Origin of the sequence: Syntrophotalea acetylenivorans, assembly GCF_001887775.1 — a bacterium.
GTDB lineage: Bacteria > Desulfobacterota > Desulfuromonadia > Desulfuromonadales > Syntrophotaleaceae > Syntrophotalea_A > Syntrophotalea_A acetylenivorans.
The window spans coordinates 830,700-848,260 of the sequence record NZ_CP015519.1 but is presented as its reverse complement, the minus strand read 5'-3'; the positions used below and the strand labels follow the sequence as shown (position 1 = coordinate 848,260).

The 17,561-nt window shown below is 43.0% G+C and carries 15 protein-coding genes; 8 read left to right on the top strand and 7 right to left on the bottom strand.

All coding sequences use genetic code 11. The annotated features are described in order from the left end of the window. The first annotated feature begins 1 nt into the window (after position 1). The 3 genes from A7E78_RS03850 to A7E78_RS15705 are packed head-to-tail and all read left to right on the top strand — an operon-like array spanning position 2 to position 1,459. On the top strand, positions 2-640 hold the full coding sequence (locus tag A7E78_RS03850) for a ubiquitin-conjugating enzyme E2 (RefSeq protein ID WP_072282995.1): 639 nt from the start codon (positions 2-4) through the stop codon (positions 638-640). After that, positions 637-1,206, top strand: a complete 570-nt coding sequence (locus A7E78_RS03845) for a Mov34/MPN/PAD-1 family protein (protein ID WP_072282994.1) — start codon at positions 637-639, stop codon at positions 1,204-1,206. Before A7E78_RS03850 ends, A7E78_RS03845 begins: the two co-directional genes overlap by 4 nt. Beyond that, a complete protein-coding gene (locus A7E78_RS15705; protein ID WP_072282993.1) occupies positions 1,187-1,459 on the top strand; it encodes a DUF4236 domain-containing protein in 273 nt (90 codons plus the stop codon). The genes A7E78_RS03845 and A7E78_RS15705 overlap by 20 nt, the downstream gene beginning before the upstream one ends. A 355-nt stretch (positions 1,460-1,814) precedes the next feature. Here the strand turns inward: A7E78_RS15705 and A7E78_RS03835 are convergent, their stop codons facing one another. Beyond that, positions 1,815-2,420 carry a rolling circle replication-associated protein gene (locus tag A7E78_RS03835; protein WP_072282992.1) on the bottom strand — a complete coding sequence of 202 codons (606 nt, stop codon included), beginning with the start codon at positions 2,418-2,420 and terminating at the stop codon, positions 1,815-1,817. A 477-nt stretch (positions 2,421-2,897) separates the two neighbouring features. On the opposite strand from A7E78_RS03835, the gene A7E78_RS03830 reads away from it, so the two are divergent. Further along, positions 2,898-3,260, top strand: a complete 363-nt coding sequence (locus A7E78_RS03830; protein WP_072282991.1) for a recombinase-like helix-turn-helix domain-containing protein — start codon at positions 2,898-2,900, stop codon at positions 3,258-3,260. 165 nt (positions 3,261-3,425) lie between these two features. Here A7E78_RS03830 and A7E78_RS03825 read toward each other — a convergent pair whose 3' ends face one another. After that, complete coding sequence (locus tag A7E78_RS03825) at positions 3,426-4,769, bottom strand: hypothetical protein (RefSeq protein WP_201258030.1); 1,344 nt, start codon at positions 4,767-4,769, stop codon at positions 3,426-3,428. A gap of 411 nt (positions 4,770-5,180) precedes the next feature. Further along, positions 5,181-5,339, bottom strand: a complete 159-nt coding sequence (locus A7E78_RS15010) for a hypothetical protein (protein WP_158516065.1) — start codon at positions 5,337-5,339, stop codon at positions 5,181-5,183. Between the two features lie 90 nt (positions 5,340-5,429). Here A7E78_RS15010 and A7E78_RS03820 point away from each other — a divergent pair, with 90 nt between their 5' ends. Continuing rightward, complete coding sequence (locus tag A7E78_RS03820; protein WP_072282990.1) at positions 5,430-5,981, top strand: recombinase family protein; 552 nt, start codon at positions 5,430-5,432, stop codon at positions 5,979-5,981. A gap of 275 nt (positions 5,982-6,256) precedes the next feature. Here A7E78_RS03820 and A7E78_RS03815 read toward each other — a convergent pair whose 3' ends face one another. The 4 genes from A7E78_RS03815 to A7E78_RS03800 form a co-directional block, all read right to left on the bottom strand. Next, positions 6,257-6,997: a hypothetical protein gene (locus tag A7E78_RS03815; RefSeq protein ID WP_072282989.1), complete on the bottom strand. Its 741-nt coding sequence runs from the start codon at positions 6,995-6,997 to the stop codon at positions 6,257-6,259. A gap of 88 nt (positions 6,998-7,085) precedes the next feature. Next, the gene (locus tag A7E78_RS03810) at positions 7,086-8,354 is read right to left on the bottom strand and encodes an AAA family ATPase (protein WP_072282988.1); all 1,269 of its coding nucleotides are present in this window, start codon (positions 8,352-8,354) and stop codon (positions 7,086-7,088) included. A 123-nt stretch (positions 8,355-8,477) separates the two neighbouring features. Continuing rightward, positions 8,478-9,812, bottom strand: a complete 1,335-nt coding sequence (locus A7E78_RS03805; protein WP_072282987.1) for a serine/threonine protein kinase — start codon at positions 9,810-9,812, stop codon at positions 8,478-8,480. Between the two features lie 131 nt (positions 9,813-9,943). Continuing rightward, positions 9,944-10,564 (bottom strand): hypothetical protein, encoded by a 621-nt coding sequence (locus A7E78_RS03800; RefSeq protein ID WP_072282986.1) that lies wholly within the window; start codon positions 10,562-10,564, stop codon positions 9,944-9,946. Positions 10,565-11,411: 847 nt separating this feature from the next. Between A7E78_RS03800 and A7E78_RS03795 the strand changes: the two genes are divergently transcribed. The 3 genes from A7E78_RS03795 to A7E78_RS03785 all read left to right on the top strand — a co-directional run bounded on the left by A7E78_RS03795 (position 11,412) and on the right by A7E78_RS03785 (position 17,499). After that, positions 11,412-13,271 (top strand): NACHT domain-containing protein, encoded by a 1,860-nt coding sequence (locus A7E78_RS03795; RefSeq protein WP_072282985.1) that lies wholly within the window; start codon positions 11,412-11,414, stop codon positions 13,269-13,271. Positions 13,272-13,925: 654 nt separating this feature from the next. Continuing rightward, entirely contained in the window at positions 13,926-15,689 is a 1,764-nt protein-coding gene (locus A7E78_RS03790) for a DEAD/DEAH box helicase (protein WP_072282984.1), read from the top strand. A gap of 262 nt (positions 15,690-15,951) precedes the next feature. Further along, positions 15,952-17,499 (top strand): M48 family metallopeptidase, encoded by a 1,548-nt coding sequence (locus A7E78_RS03785; protein ID WP_072282983.1) that lies wholly within the window; start codon positions 15,952-15,954, stop codon positions 17,497-17,499. Positions 17,500-17,561: the final 62 nt, after the last annotated feature.

Below are 17,561 nucleotides of genomic sequence, written 5' to 3'. Positions count from 1 at the left end.
AATGAGCGCACTTTCTGAACGAGTGAAACAGGACTTAAGGAAAATTGAGGAGCTTGCTAAATCTCTTGATGGAAGAATTAAAATCAAGAGTACTGAAGGTAGCCCTATAAATAAAATAGTACTCGAAATTAAATACCCAACTGCGCCATCAAAAGCTTACCCGGATAAAGTGCAAGACACTACAGAGGTCAAGATAGAGCTATTAAGTCGTTACCCTTTTCAGGAGCCAACAGCTACAATTATAACGCCTATTTATCATCCTAATGTTTATACCTCTGGGAAAATCTGTTTTGGTACAAAATGGCTTCCTACGCAAGGGCTAGACTTGCTAACAAAGAGAATTATTCAAATCATCACATTTGATGAGACAATATTGAACGAAAAATCTCCTGCAAATAGTGATGCTTTACGCTGGTACAGGGGAGCCATAAGCAAAAACCCTAATGCTTTCCCCACAGACAAATTAGTCGTCCGGGAGACTAAAAAAACGACAATGTCTTGGAAAAATGTTGAGGGAGGAGGGGAAGAGAGGACTTTAGTTTCTTGTCCTAAATGTAACGCTTCACTTCGGGTTCCTGTTGGGAAAAGTGGCAATGTTTTTTGTCCTAAATGTAACGAAAAATTCTTTATAAGAACATGAAGTGGAACAATGTAAGATCTGATATTAGGGCTCTGTCTTTAGGTTCAATAGCTTCAAACTGGTCGGCATTTGATGTCCTTGAGCTATTAAATTTTACCCAACATGAGCCAATCGTCCTCTTTGGCGGCCTGGTTCGCAAAGCCATCTCGGAGCATCTATCTACAAAAAATGTTGAGCTTGGTGGTTTACTATTGGGAAACGTAATTAGCAATAAAGACCTTATTGATGGAATTGTTGCTATTAAAATCACGCAAGCCGTACCAAGCCAAACATTTAAATCCTCATGCGTGTCTTTAAGTATGGACGCTAATGTGTGGCAGGATGCAAATATACATGGGGACGCTACGAATTTCGTCGTTGGTTGGTACCATAGCCACCCAAATTTAGGAGCTTTTTTTAGTGGAACAGACAGAAGTACTCAAAAAAACTTTTTTACTAATAGCTACAGCCTTGGCTTAGTTGTTGACCCTATCAGAAAAGAGGAGCGTTGGTTTAGAGGGAGCGAATCTGTCGAACTGTCTGCTGACAATATTTTAAGGACGATTGATGGCTTGGCGTTGGTATAGAAGGATTCGTTTGTTTGGTGGTTTAAATGCGAATCTATCAGGCAGGGGAGTCGGTTGGTCATGGGGGGCACTTGGGTTGCGTTTTGGAGTGTCGCCAAATGGCAGAAGATGGGCTTCGTTTGGGCTTCCTGGAACCGGCTTACGCTATTTTAAATATCTCAAAACAAAACACACTGGTCCCGATTGCCAAGAAGAATCCCCAGACACAAGAGAAAAACCACAATCCATTAGAAAGTGGAAGAACCTTAAATAATCAAATCTACTTGTGTGCTATTACAGCTTACGTATGGGTTTTAAATATAAAGGCTCTGCCTAAGTACCTAGAGAATGAGCGACAGGTCATCAGCGAGTCAGTGAATCGCCCTTGGTTTTCTAGACACTTGCGATCCATGCTGTTGACGTCTCACAAGTCACGCTCACCGGAACATGATCGGCCCAACCTATTCTGCATAGGTTGGGCCGTCTTACATTTTGTCCCAACTTGCTTCGTACTTCACCAAAGGAATTATCGGACAGTCAATTCTTCTTGTTTTGTTCATTGAGGCTTGTGTGGGTAGTTCGCGATGCGTGAAGAATTTAGCGCAATCATAAGTCTATGTTGAAAATATCTATTCGAATCCATCATAATTTAAGATTCCCACATTATCTATATTTTTACTAAAAAGAGGATGATCCTTCATGCAATATTCCACGATATTCTCGTCATAGACTTCTTGAACATCCACTCCAATGTCAGGATCGATAGTATTTTTTCCAATATATTCAATTCCATCCTTTAGAGGTATCGCATTTCTGATCAATCTACATTTCTCCTTAAAAACCCTTTCAAATTCCTTGTTTCTATTTCTTTTTGCATTAAATACAATATTTTCACGAAACAATATATGGAAGTGAATATTTCCAGATGCCTGTTTTTCAGTAAACACAAAACCCTCAAAATGCTCTTTGTTTTTATTCCTATTTTTGAAATAATCCTTATTTATCATTTTTAGTATTTCACATAGTTGTTTCTTAGAAGTGGACTCTTTTTGTTCGTTGATAAATGTTATTGTTGTAAAATATTTATAATCAAAATTATTTATCCAGTCTATGCTCGCTGACTTTTCTTTCATTTTTTGCCATATATGCTTAACCCCATCGTACTCTATATTTTCTTTGTTCATTTTATTAATCTGTGACTCAAGTTGATTGATATTGTTTTGAATGTTATTCATTAGTTAGCTCCTTGATTTGTCTGTTAATTATCATACTTTAGATACAGTTATACTAATCAAGTGTCATAAGACACTGTCCTGGTTGCTTTATGTATCCGTAAGTAATTTTCATTTGCCATAACTTGATGACTGCAACCGCCGCTTTTGCTCGGATATAAATCCTTAAAAAGACCCACGGATGAAAGATTCAGTACAGATTTTTTTACCCCTATAAGTATTTACCCTTTTAGGCGATCTTACTTTTTCGATTTCGGGAAACTTTTTTCTTCTTCCCATCCTTGGGCTTACCCTGGCTGGGAGTGCGATGCTTGAAGGTTTTGTTTGTCCCAATATCTTAATTTTTATCCTTATATTTATTTACCCACCTGTGTTACATTTCGCTAAACATATGATAATTGTTGCCGTAAAAAGTATATTTTGGCAGCCCATTAGTATTTACTTAACCTGGTTACGTTTCGCTAAACTTAGGCTTTAAATATGGATAGAAGCAGGAAAATCAAGGAGGGTTTAGAGAGGGCAAGGCAGAAAGGCGTGAAGCTTGGTAATCCGACCCTCGAGGTGTCACGTAATTCCGACTTAACCAATGCAAACAAGGCTAGGCAGGAAAAGGCCGATCGGTTTGCATTGCAGATGCTTAAACCACTTAAAGATATTTATAAAGCTGGGTACAATAGCGTGGGAGAAGTTGTTCAAGAGTTAAACAGGATGGGGATCGAGGCAAGGCAAGGGGGGAAATGGACTAGAACTCAATACAATAGGTTGACGGATAGGCTTGCCAAGTTTGATCGTGACGAGCTAAATGACATAGTAAAAAGCTTAGGTATCGATGAAGATGAATAATTGTGTTGCCAGATGTATCACATAAAGTTTCTCCCTATCCACTGCAATACGAGAAAGGCCCGCCAAGTGCTTCTGACGGGCCTTAAATGTCTGATGAATTGAGATCTATATGAAAGTTAACGTTGTGTCACGATGCCCCCGAATGCAAGTCGCCCAAACACTTTGTTATGCATTAACTTCATCACCGGTTGCATCTTGGCTTTGGGAATCTTCTTCAGCATTTAGAGTCGTTTTTTTCGGCCTTGGAGGAGGTGCCTGCCACGGCACAATATATTGACCAACAGACTCATAAAACTTGGTTACGCACGAAACAATTTCTGGGACAAAATTTCTCCGTTGCGTGAACTTCCCTCCCAAATCAGAGACTGTTTTGATTTCAAAGGTCCTAGGAAGAGCGCCATTGCGATCCCCAACCAATGCGTCAATATCCCCTCTGATCTTGCTGAGGTCTGCACAGGAGTCTGGAGTTCGACCTGGCCACTTAGCTACGATTAGCACGCTCCCGTCTTCTGTCTTCACAAGCTGACGCAAGAGCCAAGTAACCGTTGCTGAAGCTCTTTTCTTGTCACGAGGGGCTTCTACCGTCATTGAAACCGTAACCGAACGCCGCGTAAGGTCTGCTTCAACCGATATCGGGGATGCTGCATCTGGAATGTTAAGGCGGCTCTCCAGTACACCAGTATTAACGAGCGAGTTTTTCACTGCCTCAACACGTGCGGTTGGGTTTGAACGTTCTTTTGCACTCGGTACTTTAGTTACGTTTGTTTCAAGCTCCCGACTCATTTGTAAGGCAGTACAGCGCATTAATTCACCCCAATCGCTAACAACAGCAGCAGCAATCGGAGATTTTTTGTCCAACTTAGATTTTGCGAAATATAGTTTGCAGAATTCTACCCATTCCTTGCCCATTTGTTCGAATTCACTAACGCCTGCAGAATCATGCTCAAGATACCGCACATACTCGTTCAACATATACGCTTGATCAGGGTCCGAAACAGCACTTTTGGAGAGCTGGATTTTTGCCTCAGTTTGAAGGTATGACCACGACCAATGATAGAGAACTACTTTCTTTAATTTCTGTCTATTGATTTCACAGGGTGATTGCGTTGGCGTTGGCACAAATTGGTTTGAAATTGTAATTACTGCTTCGATCCCCTGCGCCTTGGCAATGTCCAGATAACGCTCGACCTGGCTAGCCTCAAGGTCTGTCTTTTTGGCCTTTGCTTCCACGAGAGCGCGCCAAATCCTTCTGCCGTTGTCCACGATGATGAGAGCATCAGGTCGTTCTTTAGTGCTATTCTTGTCTCCCTTAAAGACGGGTTCAACCCATACATATATTTTGGCCCGTTTGCCGGTGGGGGCGCCAAACGGCGAGAGTAGAGCTTCAGCAAATTCCTCAACAGCCATAAGCATGGCACATGTAACGCAGGTATTTCTCAGTTCCGGTTTAGTTGCGACTGGTATCAGTCGGGCTAACTCACCAGACTCCAAGTAGGCGGGCCGTTTCATAATGTCTCCTCAAGTTTTTGGAATCCTCAAACGGGCAACAATTTAGCCAAAAAAGTATCTTTAGCTATATTCATGGAACATGCATTTCTTCCTTTTATAGCTGCTTTTTTCTATCGTAATGCTGGCATTTCGTCTAGAAAAGGTTGGTGCCGCAAGGCAGGTAGTTGACAAACAAAGGGATAAAAAAGAAAAAGAACTGATATCGCAAAACATTTCTTTAAGACTAGCATAAAAACGTAGCTTAATTTATCATGGCCAATCTTCTCTCACAAGGGCGATGTTAGAAATGTGTCTCTAGGTCCCTATCAATTAATTGCAGACAGACTGTATGTCCACTTTGATCCCTTTCCCTGAAGACATACTTTATCATTTCCTAAGTTTTCAGCATGCCTTACCAAGTGGGGGCATAAACTATACAAGACTCCCCTTATGCAAGAGCAGGGCGAATATGGAAGTAGGTGCAAAGGCTGGTATGTTTTTTAATAAAAACATGGCTTTTTGCAAACCATCTACCTTCGCTGTTCCCCAATTCTCAATAAAGCATACCCCTGTGAGAGCTTCCTGTTTCATGCAAACCTCCTATCAATAGGCTTGACATGTTGGTTTTGATAGGACATTCTCATTATGTCCTAGACTCTTTTGATACCAACAGGAGAAAATATGTCCATCATAGGCTATGCGCGAGTTAGCACCGCCGACCAGTCTCTTGATATCCAACTTGAACAACTTCAGGCAGCCGGAGTTAACAAAGTTTTCCAAGAGAAAATTTCAGGGGTAAAAAGGGATCGACCACAATTGGCCGCAATGCTTAATTATATGAGGGAGGGAGATACCCTTATCATTACCAAACTCGACAGGATAGCTCGTAGCACCAAACACCTCTTGGAGATCGTAGACCTACTGGAAGAGAGAGGTGTCTCCTTCAAGGTACTTAACATCAACCTCGACACCTCAACCCCTACTGGAAAACTCATGCTTACCATGTTAGGGGCAATAGCTACCTTTGAGAGAGAAATGCTTTTGGAGCGCCAAGCAGAAGGTATTCGGAAGGCAAAGCAGGAAGGGAAATATCAAGGGAGAAAGCCGACCGCGAGGGCCAAGGCCCCACAAGTAATAGAACTAGCCAGGTCGGGTATGACAAAACAGAAAATTGCTGAACAACTCGATATCGGAATTGCTAGCGTTTATCGAATCTTAAAAAACAAAAACTAGTGTGGCTACCGGTTAATGCCAATAAGGCCACCTTATATATCATGAACCTGTCCACCTGGTTCCACACAGGACGACTGATAAGTTCTAGGTGGTCTAAGGACCCATTTGAGAAAATATATAAGCCGGTCCAAACATTGGCAAAAAGGGTGGGCCGTTCATGTTCTGGTGATTGTGCTTTATCGGAAAGCATTTTCCTATATTCTCAATGGATGCACAAATCGGCGAATCAGTAATGAGTAAAACGAGCGAAAAATGCGTTATGGTTTACGGCCTTATTAAGCCCTGTCTTTATTCCATTCAATGCTGTTTATTGTGATGTGTGAATGTATAGGCTCAAGTGCTTGGTACAAATCAGCCTTGAAGCCAGTTAGTTCGCCTGTCTGTCTGGCTAATGAAAGACCAATAACCAAGTCGGAAAACTGAATTGCTCTAGAGTCTCTTGAATCCATATATAAAGGGGCCAGAAAATTCCTGTAGTTTGGAAATGTTATTTCAGACTCATTTAAACCCATGGCCTTCATATATGGAATTGATCTTGTTGAGCCAGAATGTATATCGTATATGGGGCGAAACGATTCACTTAACCCAAGATCTACAACTATTTGTAATTGTTGATTCTTCGTAATATCCATCAAATGATATTTAATGTTTGTGGCAGAAAGATACTGAATTGCTATCTGCGGGCTACTAAAGAATCCGCCAAAAACACGAACATTTTCTTCTGCAATCTTCGCGTGGCTTATTGATATATTAAGGCCACGGCTTCGGACAATATTGGCGAATTCAGAAATTACTGCCAGCTTGTAAGTATCGCTATTTTCTCTGAAGAAATTAGAGTATTTGAATTCTATGTTACAGGAAGAACTTTCTATTTCAGAGTTACATTTTTCTATTGCCTCCGAGAATTCGATTTCAAAATCAACAATTTGACTAGGAGGTACCAGGAGGCCCCCAATACTACAGTGCCAGTAGCCACCTGATTGGCGGAATGTTTCATCTAGGTAGTGATAAATCATCTTTTTTGATAACGCCAGCCATAACCGGCGGATTTGTAGTGAGCAACAAGAACGGAAAACAGGTCAGCATTAATGGCATTGTAAACGCCTAAATGGACCATATTTTTCCTTCGTAAAGGAATTTGTTGATTTTTGGAGCATTAGCTTTGACGTTGGGATGATTTGCAAGCACCAACCGAAGAGTGCGTATTGCGCCATATGCATCCATAATCAAAGACCGTTGGTCACGAAAATATTTTTGATCGAATACGTCTTCTCTAATTGAATGTGCGGGTTTTTGCCGTAGAGAGCGAACCTTGCGGAAAGTGGCAATCATGCGGTCAAGTGGCTCAGGGTTTTCTGGTTGAAAATAGTGATGTACCCATTCATCAAGTAGCGCGATGGTCCCTTTCCGCCTTACCTCTACCCGACCATCTTCTCGTGCATGATCTTGCTCAAGCTCCAACTCTGGAGAAAAGAATTTCTTGTTCAAATTATCAGACATCAATTGATCTAATAACAGAACAAAAGCGTTAAGCTCGGCCAGAGTGGGTCTAAGCAGGAAACCAAAGTTCCGTGGGTATTCATGCTCATATGTCTGTCGAAACAGAGGTGGCTTCCCAATCAAGTTTGCCATCTCGTTGATCAATTGCATTTCCTGACTGAAGGCTTCAAAAATTGATATTCTTGTGCCCCAATGCCCCATACTATTTCTTAAATAGTCGGGATGAAGTTGGTAATCACCTTTCAACTCTTTATATTTCCAAATCGCTTGGTGCTCCGGGCTGAGATCCGATAGATACCTCAAAAAAACAGCAACTGCTCTATTCAAGTTTTTGTCATGAGCAAATCCGAAGGTTTGAAGCAGAACCTGGTCATGTTCAGGCATGGATTCTGATTCGTAGTGTTCATTTGTTACCGAAATCTGGCCGTTTATGAAATCTGTTTGATAGTGGTACCTTGGATCGTTTCTATAGTATTCGAGCACGGACAGGTCGAACACCCTAAAATCTAATTGCCCTTCGCCAAGCGCAAGTTGCTCTGTATACGGCTCGCTACTGTAATCTGGGCGCTGCACAAACTGGCTCAATGTTTCCTTGGAAGGGTATAAACAGAAATGGTCGACAAACTCGAGCTGTTCAAGAAACTCGATCTGTTGTTCAGCTGATGTATCCGAAAATGCCTTTATATGCGGATTTGGGTGAATGTTTCCGAATACAACATCGATCTTTCTGGAAAGAATCAATTCTCGGAGAAGTGCTTTTGCTGATTCGTCGTTAATCTCATATTTCTTCTTTAGGGCATAAACTGGATATCCATTAAAATCACCTGATTCCAAATAATGCTTTGTGATTTTATCAATAACCGTTTGATTCATGTTGCCTACCCCTTATGCGCTAACGGTTGGAGTAACCGGCGGCGGAACGAAGAACAATTTAGTACTCATTTTTTAAAAAGCACTCTTGTAAAATCCGTCCGCCTCCACCGATTGGTTATACCTCTATTCTTTTATAGCCCTAATTGCAGCTCTTATGCTGTCACATTTACACTGCGAAGGTTCTATTCCACTGAGAAATGAGTCTGGCTTTCCTTGGATTATTGCTGCTATGTGAACACCCAGTTCATTATTGTCAACAGAAGTTATCATGGAATTACAGGTATCCATAGCCGCAAATCTATTCATTCTTGTTGCCGCCTCAACTGCCAAATCAAGTGCCTTTCCTCTTGTCCTGGCAGGTATTTCTTCTGCATTAAATATTATCTGCATATTGTTTGCAATGTTCTCAGCAAAGGACCAGCCGTAATTCTCACTTTCAATCATTTCCAAATATATTTTCAAGAAATTATCAACATGCCCTCTAAGTTTCTCATGGGTCAAAATAACGAACATTCTTTTTTCAAGATCAAGACATATTCGAACTTGGTCCTCGTGCTCCAGTAAGGACAATTTCTCAATAAATTCAATGACCTCGGAGGATTTGTATTTGCCCTCATTTACCAATCTATCCTTTATGGTAGCAATCAACTGATTGACTTCCCCAAGACGTCCTCCGCGATTAAGCATTACATCAAATGCCAGACCTAAGGCTTGCTTTAAATCGGATAACGACTGATATCGCCGTGTCTTGTCGAGGGCACAGCATCTTTCAATCACATGGAAAAGCGGAGCTGGAAGGCCCTCGTCCATAAGATAGGTTGGATCTTGACGGGTCAAAAGAACATATACGCTTTTTCCAAGCATAAAAATATCGCCTGAGGCATCGGCATGCTTGAAGCCCCCTCTTTGAAATTCTGGCGGCAAAAAACCCTGAGTGCCCCAAAACATTGAACTACTTGTAAACCTAGAGGTTGAGTTTGGCTCCATGCCCAAGCCGAAATCAGAGACAACAATGCTGTCACCATCGCACAGGAAATTTTGAGGTTTGATATCGCGGTGAAATACGTCTTGGGAGTGGAGCTCGGCAATGCAGGCTATCATTGCATTGATGATTTCTTCCTGGCATTGAAGATCGCTTTCCAATTCATCAGCAAGACTAGTCAGGTCACCATCGGGGTAGTACCGCATTACAAAATATGGAGGATCATGTTTAACATTGTGATGCAAAACCTGCACAACCTTAGAATTTCCTTCGAATTCAGTTAGAAGTCTGACTTCTCTTCGGAATCTTTTTATGTACTCATCATCTTCTTCTTTACAATACTTAAGAACAATTTCTTCTGTAATTTCACCTTCAATGTCTTTGACGAAAAGTATGGCACCCATCCCCCCTGCCTCACTACAGGTCCCAGTAACTTCAAATCTCTCATCAATTACATCACCAACATTGAAATGCATATTTTTCCCTTTTATTTGTTTTGTGGCATAACAGGTTAATTTAAACGGCAGGCCATCTCAGAACAAACTGGTAGACATTATTCGTGATGCGCCTCTGTGTCTTCTATCCGCTTGAAACTTTTGTTATGTGTTTATACGTCTCCAGCATGTTTTGGTATGTAACTATTAACTTTGACGTTTTTTAAAAGACCTTTATCTCCATACTTCTGCCATATCAAATACATTGCAATAATTCCCCTTTGTTGCCCATTTTTTATAAAAAACCAATCCCCGTACTGAGACAGTATTAAAGGTCCGTGAGATCCTGACTTGGGAACTTCAGGGTCTCTTACGTGTGGCATTTCAATATCTTTCGAAGCAGGGCCAACTAAAAATTTACTACTTTCCTCAATAATGCCCAAACCATGTAAAGATTCGAAAAGTACTTCTTTGAAAGTGTCACCGGGTTGGTAGTTATCAAGGTTATTAGTGCTATGGCAACCAAGTATTTGGCATACAGGAATATTCAAGTTTTCAGTGGATTCTACCCAATCAGCTCGTAAGAATGGAGTAAAATTGAAAGGCTTTTCAAAATCTGGCGCCCCGGAATTGTCCATACGGATGAGGGTTCTATCAGAGAAAGGCGCTGGATTAGCTTTTTCTTTTTCTCTTATTGAGGTTAGAATTTTGTTTTGAGGTCTGCCAGGGTAAGCATATGGAGACAGATCCTCTCTAGAGGCTCTTTTCCAAGGGAATTTATATGCAGGACTCATGGTTTTTTCTTCTTTATTATCTCGGTAAAAAATTGGATAAAATTGCGTAGACAACTTCTTGTGTTCAAAAGGAGTAGATCTCTTTATTTACACATAACTAAGCTTTGGCAGTTTGTATAAACTACTAGCACAAACACATTACAGGCTATATAAGACGATTTTCAAGGTTAAAACATCCAAAACCCCAATTCTTTCAGGTTATTGCACAAGCCTGGACTTTTGCTTTACTTGGTTTATACAGACTGTACAAACCGACTAACGTTCGGTGGCAAACAGCAATGACCGTGCACGAAAAAAAGTCCGTTTACCGAGTCTTCTCCAGTTTGGAAACTCTTTTATATTGGGATAGGTTGGGATCTTTGTTAGCAAGTTATTTTTTGGAATTCACCACAATGAAATAGTGCCAATGCAGCCAAGCTAACCAATGAAGAACAAGAGTAAGATATTTGACAAGTTCTCTCGCTTTTGGGGGCAGTAGAAAAAGGGAGAAGTAGGGGCTAACTAAAATTTCTGATTTGCGTGAAAATCCCCAGTCCATAGATCGAGGACTTTTCCTGTCTGGTAGGTAGTGACCAATGATAAAGTCCGCCAAATTCACCTGTTGAGTTTTTTTGATCCAAAGAATGGCAAGAAAATCTAATTCGCAAGCACCAACTTTGTAAAGCGATCAAATTAATCACGCCTTTCTTCCACGTAATTATCAATTGAAGCTGTGGCTAATTAAGTATATTTTCCTAAAGCGCCTGTTCAGTTATGCTGGTTTTGTTTCGGGCAGTGCTGATAAAATTCACAAAAATTTCCCTTACCGATATATTTGAATAATCAAACCTTGGCGAATGGAGGAACTATGAATGCTGTTGGAGAATTAGCTGCTGGGGCAGCCTTGATTGCAAAAAGCGCATTCGAAGAGCTTGGTAAGGATATTTATAGCAAGATTAAGGGCACTATTAAGGATGCTATTGAACTTAGGGAAATTAAACAGAATTTATATGACTTGCAGAATAAAATTGAAGATTATGGCAAGGTAAAGACTTTTTGGCAGTTGGATAGGGCAATCTCTATAAAAAGGTTCTACTGCGACCCATTTCTCATAATAGATAAGAAACGAATAAACATTAAATCATTATCCGAGTTTGAAATTGACAGTAATATTCTTGTGGAGGGAATTGCTGGGCAAGGTAAATCCATCTTTTTAAGATATCTTTGCGTTAAAGAATTAGAACTAGGAAGATTCCTACCATTATTCATTGAGCTAAGACAATTTGATGAAGAAATAGATTTTAACTGTTTAGTGAAAAATACGTTATTTTATTTGGGGTTCAATGTAGAAGCAGGCAATATATATGAAACAATAGTTTCAACAGGAAAAGTAGTATTGTTACTAGATGGATTTGATGAGGTAGGCACAAGATTAAGGAAAAAACTGACCAAGCAAATAGAAGATTTTTCTAAAAAAAATAAATGTGTAAAAATCATAGCAAGTTCAAGACCTAATTCAGAATTAAGGACCTCGCCACTTTTTGAAGTTGTAAGAATAGATGGTGTGAAAAGCGAGGAGTATAAGTCCTATGTGAAAAGACTTTCTGGTGATTTACAATTTGCAGAAATGGCTATCAAAAGCATAGAAAAAAATAAGATGGGTGTTATTGAATTGTTAAAGACCCCACTTTTGATAACACTTCTTTTAGTGACGTATAGATCTTATAAACTTATTCCGAGTAATTTAGAAGAATTTTATGATTCTATTCTTGAGTTGCTGCTTCATAGGCATGATAGTAGCAAGATTCATATGTCTCCGAGAGAAAGGACCTCTGGGTTAACCGATAGACAGTTCAGGGATTGCTTTGACGCCTTGTGCTTCTTTTCAAAGACAATTGATGGGTTTCAGTTTGGCCCTAATGAAATTTTAAAAATATCAAAAGAAGCACTGAGGGACACTAATGTCGATTCGGATCCGCAATATTTTATTGACGACATAGTTAATGTCACCTGCCTTCTCCTCAAGGAGGGCAGGTTCTTGAAGTTTATACACAAAAGTGTCCAGGAATATTATTCAGCCTCATATATAAGTAATAAACAAGACAAGTGGGTTGAGGGTTTGTTCTCATTATTTATAAAGCATGGGTATAGAGACTGGTTTGAGGAGTTAGCATACCTATCAAGTCTTAAACCATATCAATACAGCAAGTATTTCATTTTACCACTTATGAAAGATGTCCTTGGGGTTAAAGGAAGCTTTGAGGAGTACGTAAATCAGGATGTTAGAAGGCACGTATATGATATCTTTTTTAATATAGAAATTGAAATAGCAACTTCGGAATCATTCGGTTATGCAAGGGTCGCCAAGGCGAAATTCAGAAGCAAAAAAATGAGATTATTTTTTAACCTAATTGGAGAAGATTATAATAAGCTATTCAGAAATGTTAAAGTAGACTGGTGTGCTCTCTGGAAATACTATATTCTTGAAGACAGAAAAGCAGTTTCAAGTTGTGGTAGATTAGTTCGGGGAGACACTGTAGAATCATTATATAAGTACAGGTTTTCCGAAATATACAATTCTGGATTTTTAAAAGACCAAAATATTGATGTGTTAGAGAGTGCATGCAGAAGAATCATTCGGAAAGCCTTTGATGCCTTGGAATTGATAAAAAGGGAAGACCACTATTCCAGCAAAGATATTGCTAGAAACTTCTTTTTAAGTCACTAGATTTGTATGATATTTGATATCGCTGTTTAGCGATTATCACTATAGGTAAAAATAGTTTTGTAGCTTGCCATATATTTCCGTTGATGCAAGTCAGTCACTAAGTGACTCTTCTCATAAATCTTGACATATTGGAAAATCACCAAATTCGCTTGGTGGCTTTCCATGTCTGATGGTTGGTAAAAACTGAACCTTTTTGACATTTCAATATTTACAAGTCGTACACAAGGTAGTACACAATGGGGTGAAATCGCTTCTTTAAACTTCAATGATATCAGCTACCTTGGAAAGGGTGCCGTATCTCCCCTTCGGCACCATAAAAATTAAGAGGTCAGCGATTCAATCGCTGACCTCTTTTTTATTGGAATACAGCAGGGTGTTTTCCATTAGCCGCTTTTATCTCAGGCAGAAATTGGAGTGTTGGCGTCTGCAGTTAACTACATACTCATGGAAATTGTTGATTTGTGGTCACCATCTCACTGTAATTCTGGATAAATATTACTGCCGGTCACGATTGTTCTGGTAATTCAGATGGTAAAGAGGTAGATTGGGGAGTTTTCTATCCTTTCAGAAGGTCAGGGTCGGCCACTTCTTGTGTCATCCTCACATCGCTTGTTTTCTACCTAGCCTTCCGAGCATTTTCCGAACAGGTTATTCATGACTGAAGAAACACAAACAACTATCAGCTTTTCCGATCTTTCTCTTGCCCCCGAAATTAAGCGAGTGATTGATGAGGTCGGTTACGAAACTCCTTCTCCCATACAGGCGCGCAGTATTCCTCCGTTGCTTGAAGGGCGGGATCTGCTTGGACAGGCCCAGACCGGTACCGGTAAGACTGCGGCCTTCGCCCTGCCGTTGCTGAGTCGGCTTGATCTATCTGCCAGATATCCGCAGGTGTTGGTGTTGACACCCACCCGTGAGTTGGCGCTGCAAGTCGCCGAAGCGGTGCAGACCTATGCCCGCCATCTGAAAGGTTTTCACGTCTTGCCGGTGTACGGCGGTCAGAATATGGGCCAGCAACTTCGTCAGCTGCAGCGAGGCACGCATGTAGTCGTCGGCACCCCTGGGCGTATTCAGGACCACTTGCGCCGAGGGACTCTCAAGCTGGATCGCCTCTCGTGCGTCGTGGTGGACGAAGCGGACGAGATGCTCAAAATGGGTTTCATCGACGATGTCGAGCAGATTCTGCAACATGCCCCCCAAGAACGTCAGACGGCTCTATTTTCAGCCACCATGCCTAAAGAAGTACTGAAAATTGCCCGACGCCATTTGCAGGACCCCGTTGAGATCCGTATCAAGAGTAAAACGTCTACCGTGGCTACGATCAGCCAGCGATACTGGCAGGTCAAAGGTCTGGCCAAGCTCGATGCGTTAACCCGGATTTTGGAAGCCGAAGATATCGATGCGATGATCATTTTCGTCCGGACCAAGATCGCTACGGTTGAGCTTGCTGAAAAACTGGAAGCTCGGGGGTTTTCCAGTGCAGCGCTTAATGGCGACATGACCCAGGCTTTACGGGAAAAAACCGTTGATCGATTGAAGAGCGGGGGGCTTGATATCGTGGTGGCCACCGATGTGGCGGCTCGAGGCCTGGATGTTCAGCGCATCAGTCACGTGGTAAACTACGATATCCCCTACGATACCGAGTCTTATATTCATCGTATCGGGCGCACCGGCCGGGCAGGACGTGAAGGCTCTGCAATTCTGTTTGTGGCTCCGCGAGAGCGTCGCATGTTGGCCGCTATTGAGCAGGCGACCCGGCAGAAGATTGCCCCGATGAAGTTGCCGACCCGTAAAGATATAACCGAACGTCGCGTCGGCCTGTTCAAGGAACAGATTCTTGCTGTCATGAAGAGTGAGGATCTGACCTTCTTTGAAGAATTAATCGATGGATGCCAGCAGGAATATGAGGTTGAACCGCGCCGAATTGCTGCCGCTATGGCTTATCTGCTGCAGCAGGATCGTCCGCTGATGCCCGAAGAGGAGACCTATGTGGAGCCTCCTTCTCAATCCGCTCCCCGGGTTTCTGCAGGCAAGCGCGGTTCTGCCGATGAGGGGCTGCGACGCTATCGCATCGAGGTCGGAAAAGTGCACGGTGTTGTGCCCGGTCATATCGTCGGGGCGATTGCCAACGAGGCGAATATCAGCAACCGCGATATCGGCCAGATAAAAATCTTCCACGATTTCAGTCTGGTCGATTTGCCAGCAAATATGCCGTCTGCCACGTTCCACCTTCTGCAAAAGGTGTGGGTCTGCGGACAGCATCTGCAACTGAGTGTCGATGCCGGTGTAGAGCGCCAGGGAAAGCCGCCCAAACGTCGCCCTGCAGGAAAATCCGGAGGTGGATACAAGGGAAATAAGCCGGTTAAGAAGCACCCCTCCGCAGCCAAGCGTGCCTCTAAAAAAGCACGCCAGACTTGAGGTCGATGAGGTAGGTCCAACCGGGCATGTGTCTTCCGTGTCTATCGAATAACAAAAGCCCGTCCAGGAATTGGACGGGCTTTTTCTTTCATAGGTAAGGGCGCCACTAACTTTGAGATTTGGACCTCACTGTGAAAAATTTTGCCAGCTTACAGGATGTGTCAAGGTGTTTGAATTTAAATAGAGTTAGGTGTTATGGTTATATGATGAACAAAATCTTACATCAGCTGGTGCGTTAGTCCTTTGCCAACGAGGGTGAACTATGTCGAAGAGTCTGTTTATTTTCTTGTTGCTGGCGTTTTCTGTCCTTTCCGGCTGTGCGGTCAATCCGGTTACCGGAAAATCAGAGTTTGCCCTGGTGCCTGAAAGTACCGAACTGAATATCGGCCGGGAACAGTATTTGCCTAGTCGTCAAATGCAGGGTGGTGACTATACGACCGAACCATCGATCAGTTCTTATGTCAGCAGCGTCGGGCAGCGTTTAGCGGCAGTTAGCGATCGCAAGCTGCCTTACGAATTTAATGTTATCAACGATTCTACTCCCAACGCCTGGGCTCTGCCAGGCGGTAAGATTGCGATTAATCGTGGTCTGTTGACCGAATTGAACAACGAGGCCGAGTTGGCTGCGGTTCTCGGCCATGAAATTGTCCATGCCGCGGCGCGTCACAGTGCCAAGGGTATGGAACGGGGGATATTGATGCAAGGGGCTGTGCTGGCAGTCGGTATTGCTTCCCAAAATAGTGAATTTGCCCAGATGGCGGTCGGTGGAGCCACTGTAGGTGCCGGGTTGATTACCCAGAAATACGGCCGGGATGCGGAACGGGAATCGGACTACTACGGGATGCAGTATATGGCCCGGGCTGGCTACGACCCAAGGGCGGCCATCGATCTGCAACAAACCTTCGTGCGTCTCTCTGAAGGGCGTCGCAGCGACTGGCTTTCCGGGCTTTTTTCCAGTCATCCGCCGTCCCAGGAGCGAGTGGAGGCCAATCGTCGAACGGCTGCACTATTGGCTGCAGGTGGGGAGGTGGGGCGCGACCTTTATCAGCAAAAGATCGCTCCTCTGGTTAAGGCCAGGGATGCCTATGCCGCCTACGATGAGGGACGCAAAGCCCTGGAAGAAGGTCAGACTGGAAAAGCTCTTCAATTAGCCGAACAGGCTTTGGCCGCTGAGCCACGAGAAGCCCTGTTCCATGCCCTGCGTGGTGACGTTCGTTTCAAGCAAAAACGTTATCAGGATGCGGTGGTCAATTATGATCGGGCTGTGCAGCGCAACAATGCCTATTTTCACTATTATCTGCAACGAGGCCTGGCGTTGCAGGAACTGGGTCAGAGGGAGAGGGCCGTGGCGGACCTGGAACTCAGCACCAAGTTGCTGCCTACGGCGCCGGCCCTTAATGCTCTCGGTAGGTCGAGTCTGGCACAGGGAAACCGTGAGCAGGCCAAGCGATATTTTGCCGCTGCCGCTGAATCCAGGTCTTCCTACGGGCAGGAGGCAGCCGCTTCGCTGGTGCGCCTCGATCTGCCTGATAATCCACAGCAGTATCTCAAAGTCAGGCTTGGCCTTGATCGCCGCAACTATCTTTTAGCCGAGGTGGTCAACAGCACCCCGCTGGCGGTGACGAATGTGGATGTGGTTGTTCTGGTCATCGATTCCTACGGTCGTCGCCGGCAGATTCCATTGCGTGTTTCCGGGCAAATCGGCCCGCAGCAGACGGCTCGTGTGGCTACCGGTATCGGCCCTTTTGCCGTCAGCAATGACCTGCATGGAGTAAAGGCGGCAGTGACCGGTGCCCGATTGATCGAATAGAGAGTTTTTTATAATAGGGGCTGTTGAGTTGAGATAGCAGCTGAATAATCAAAAGGGGAGGG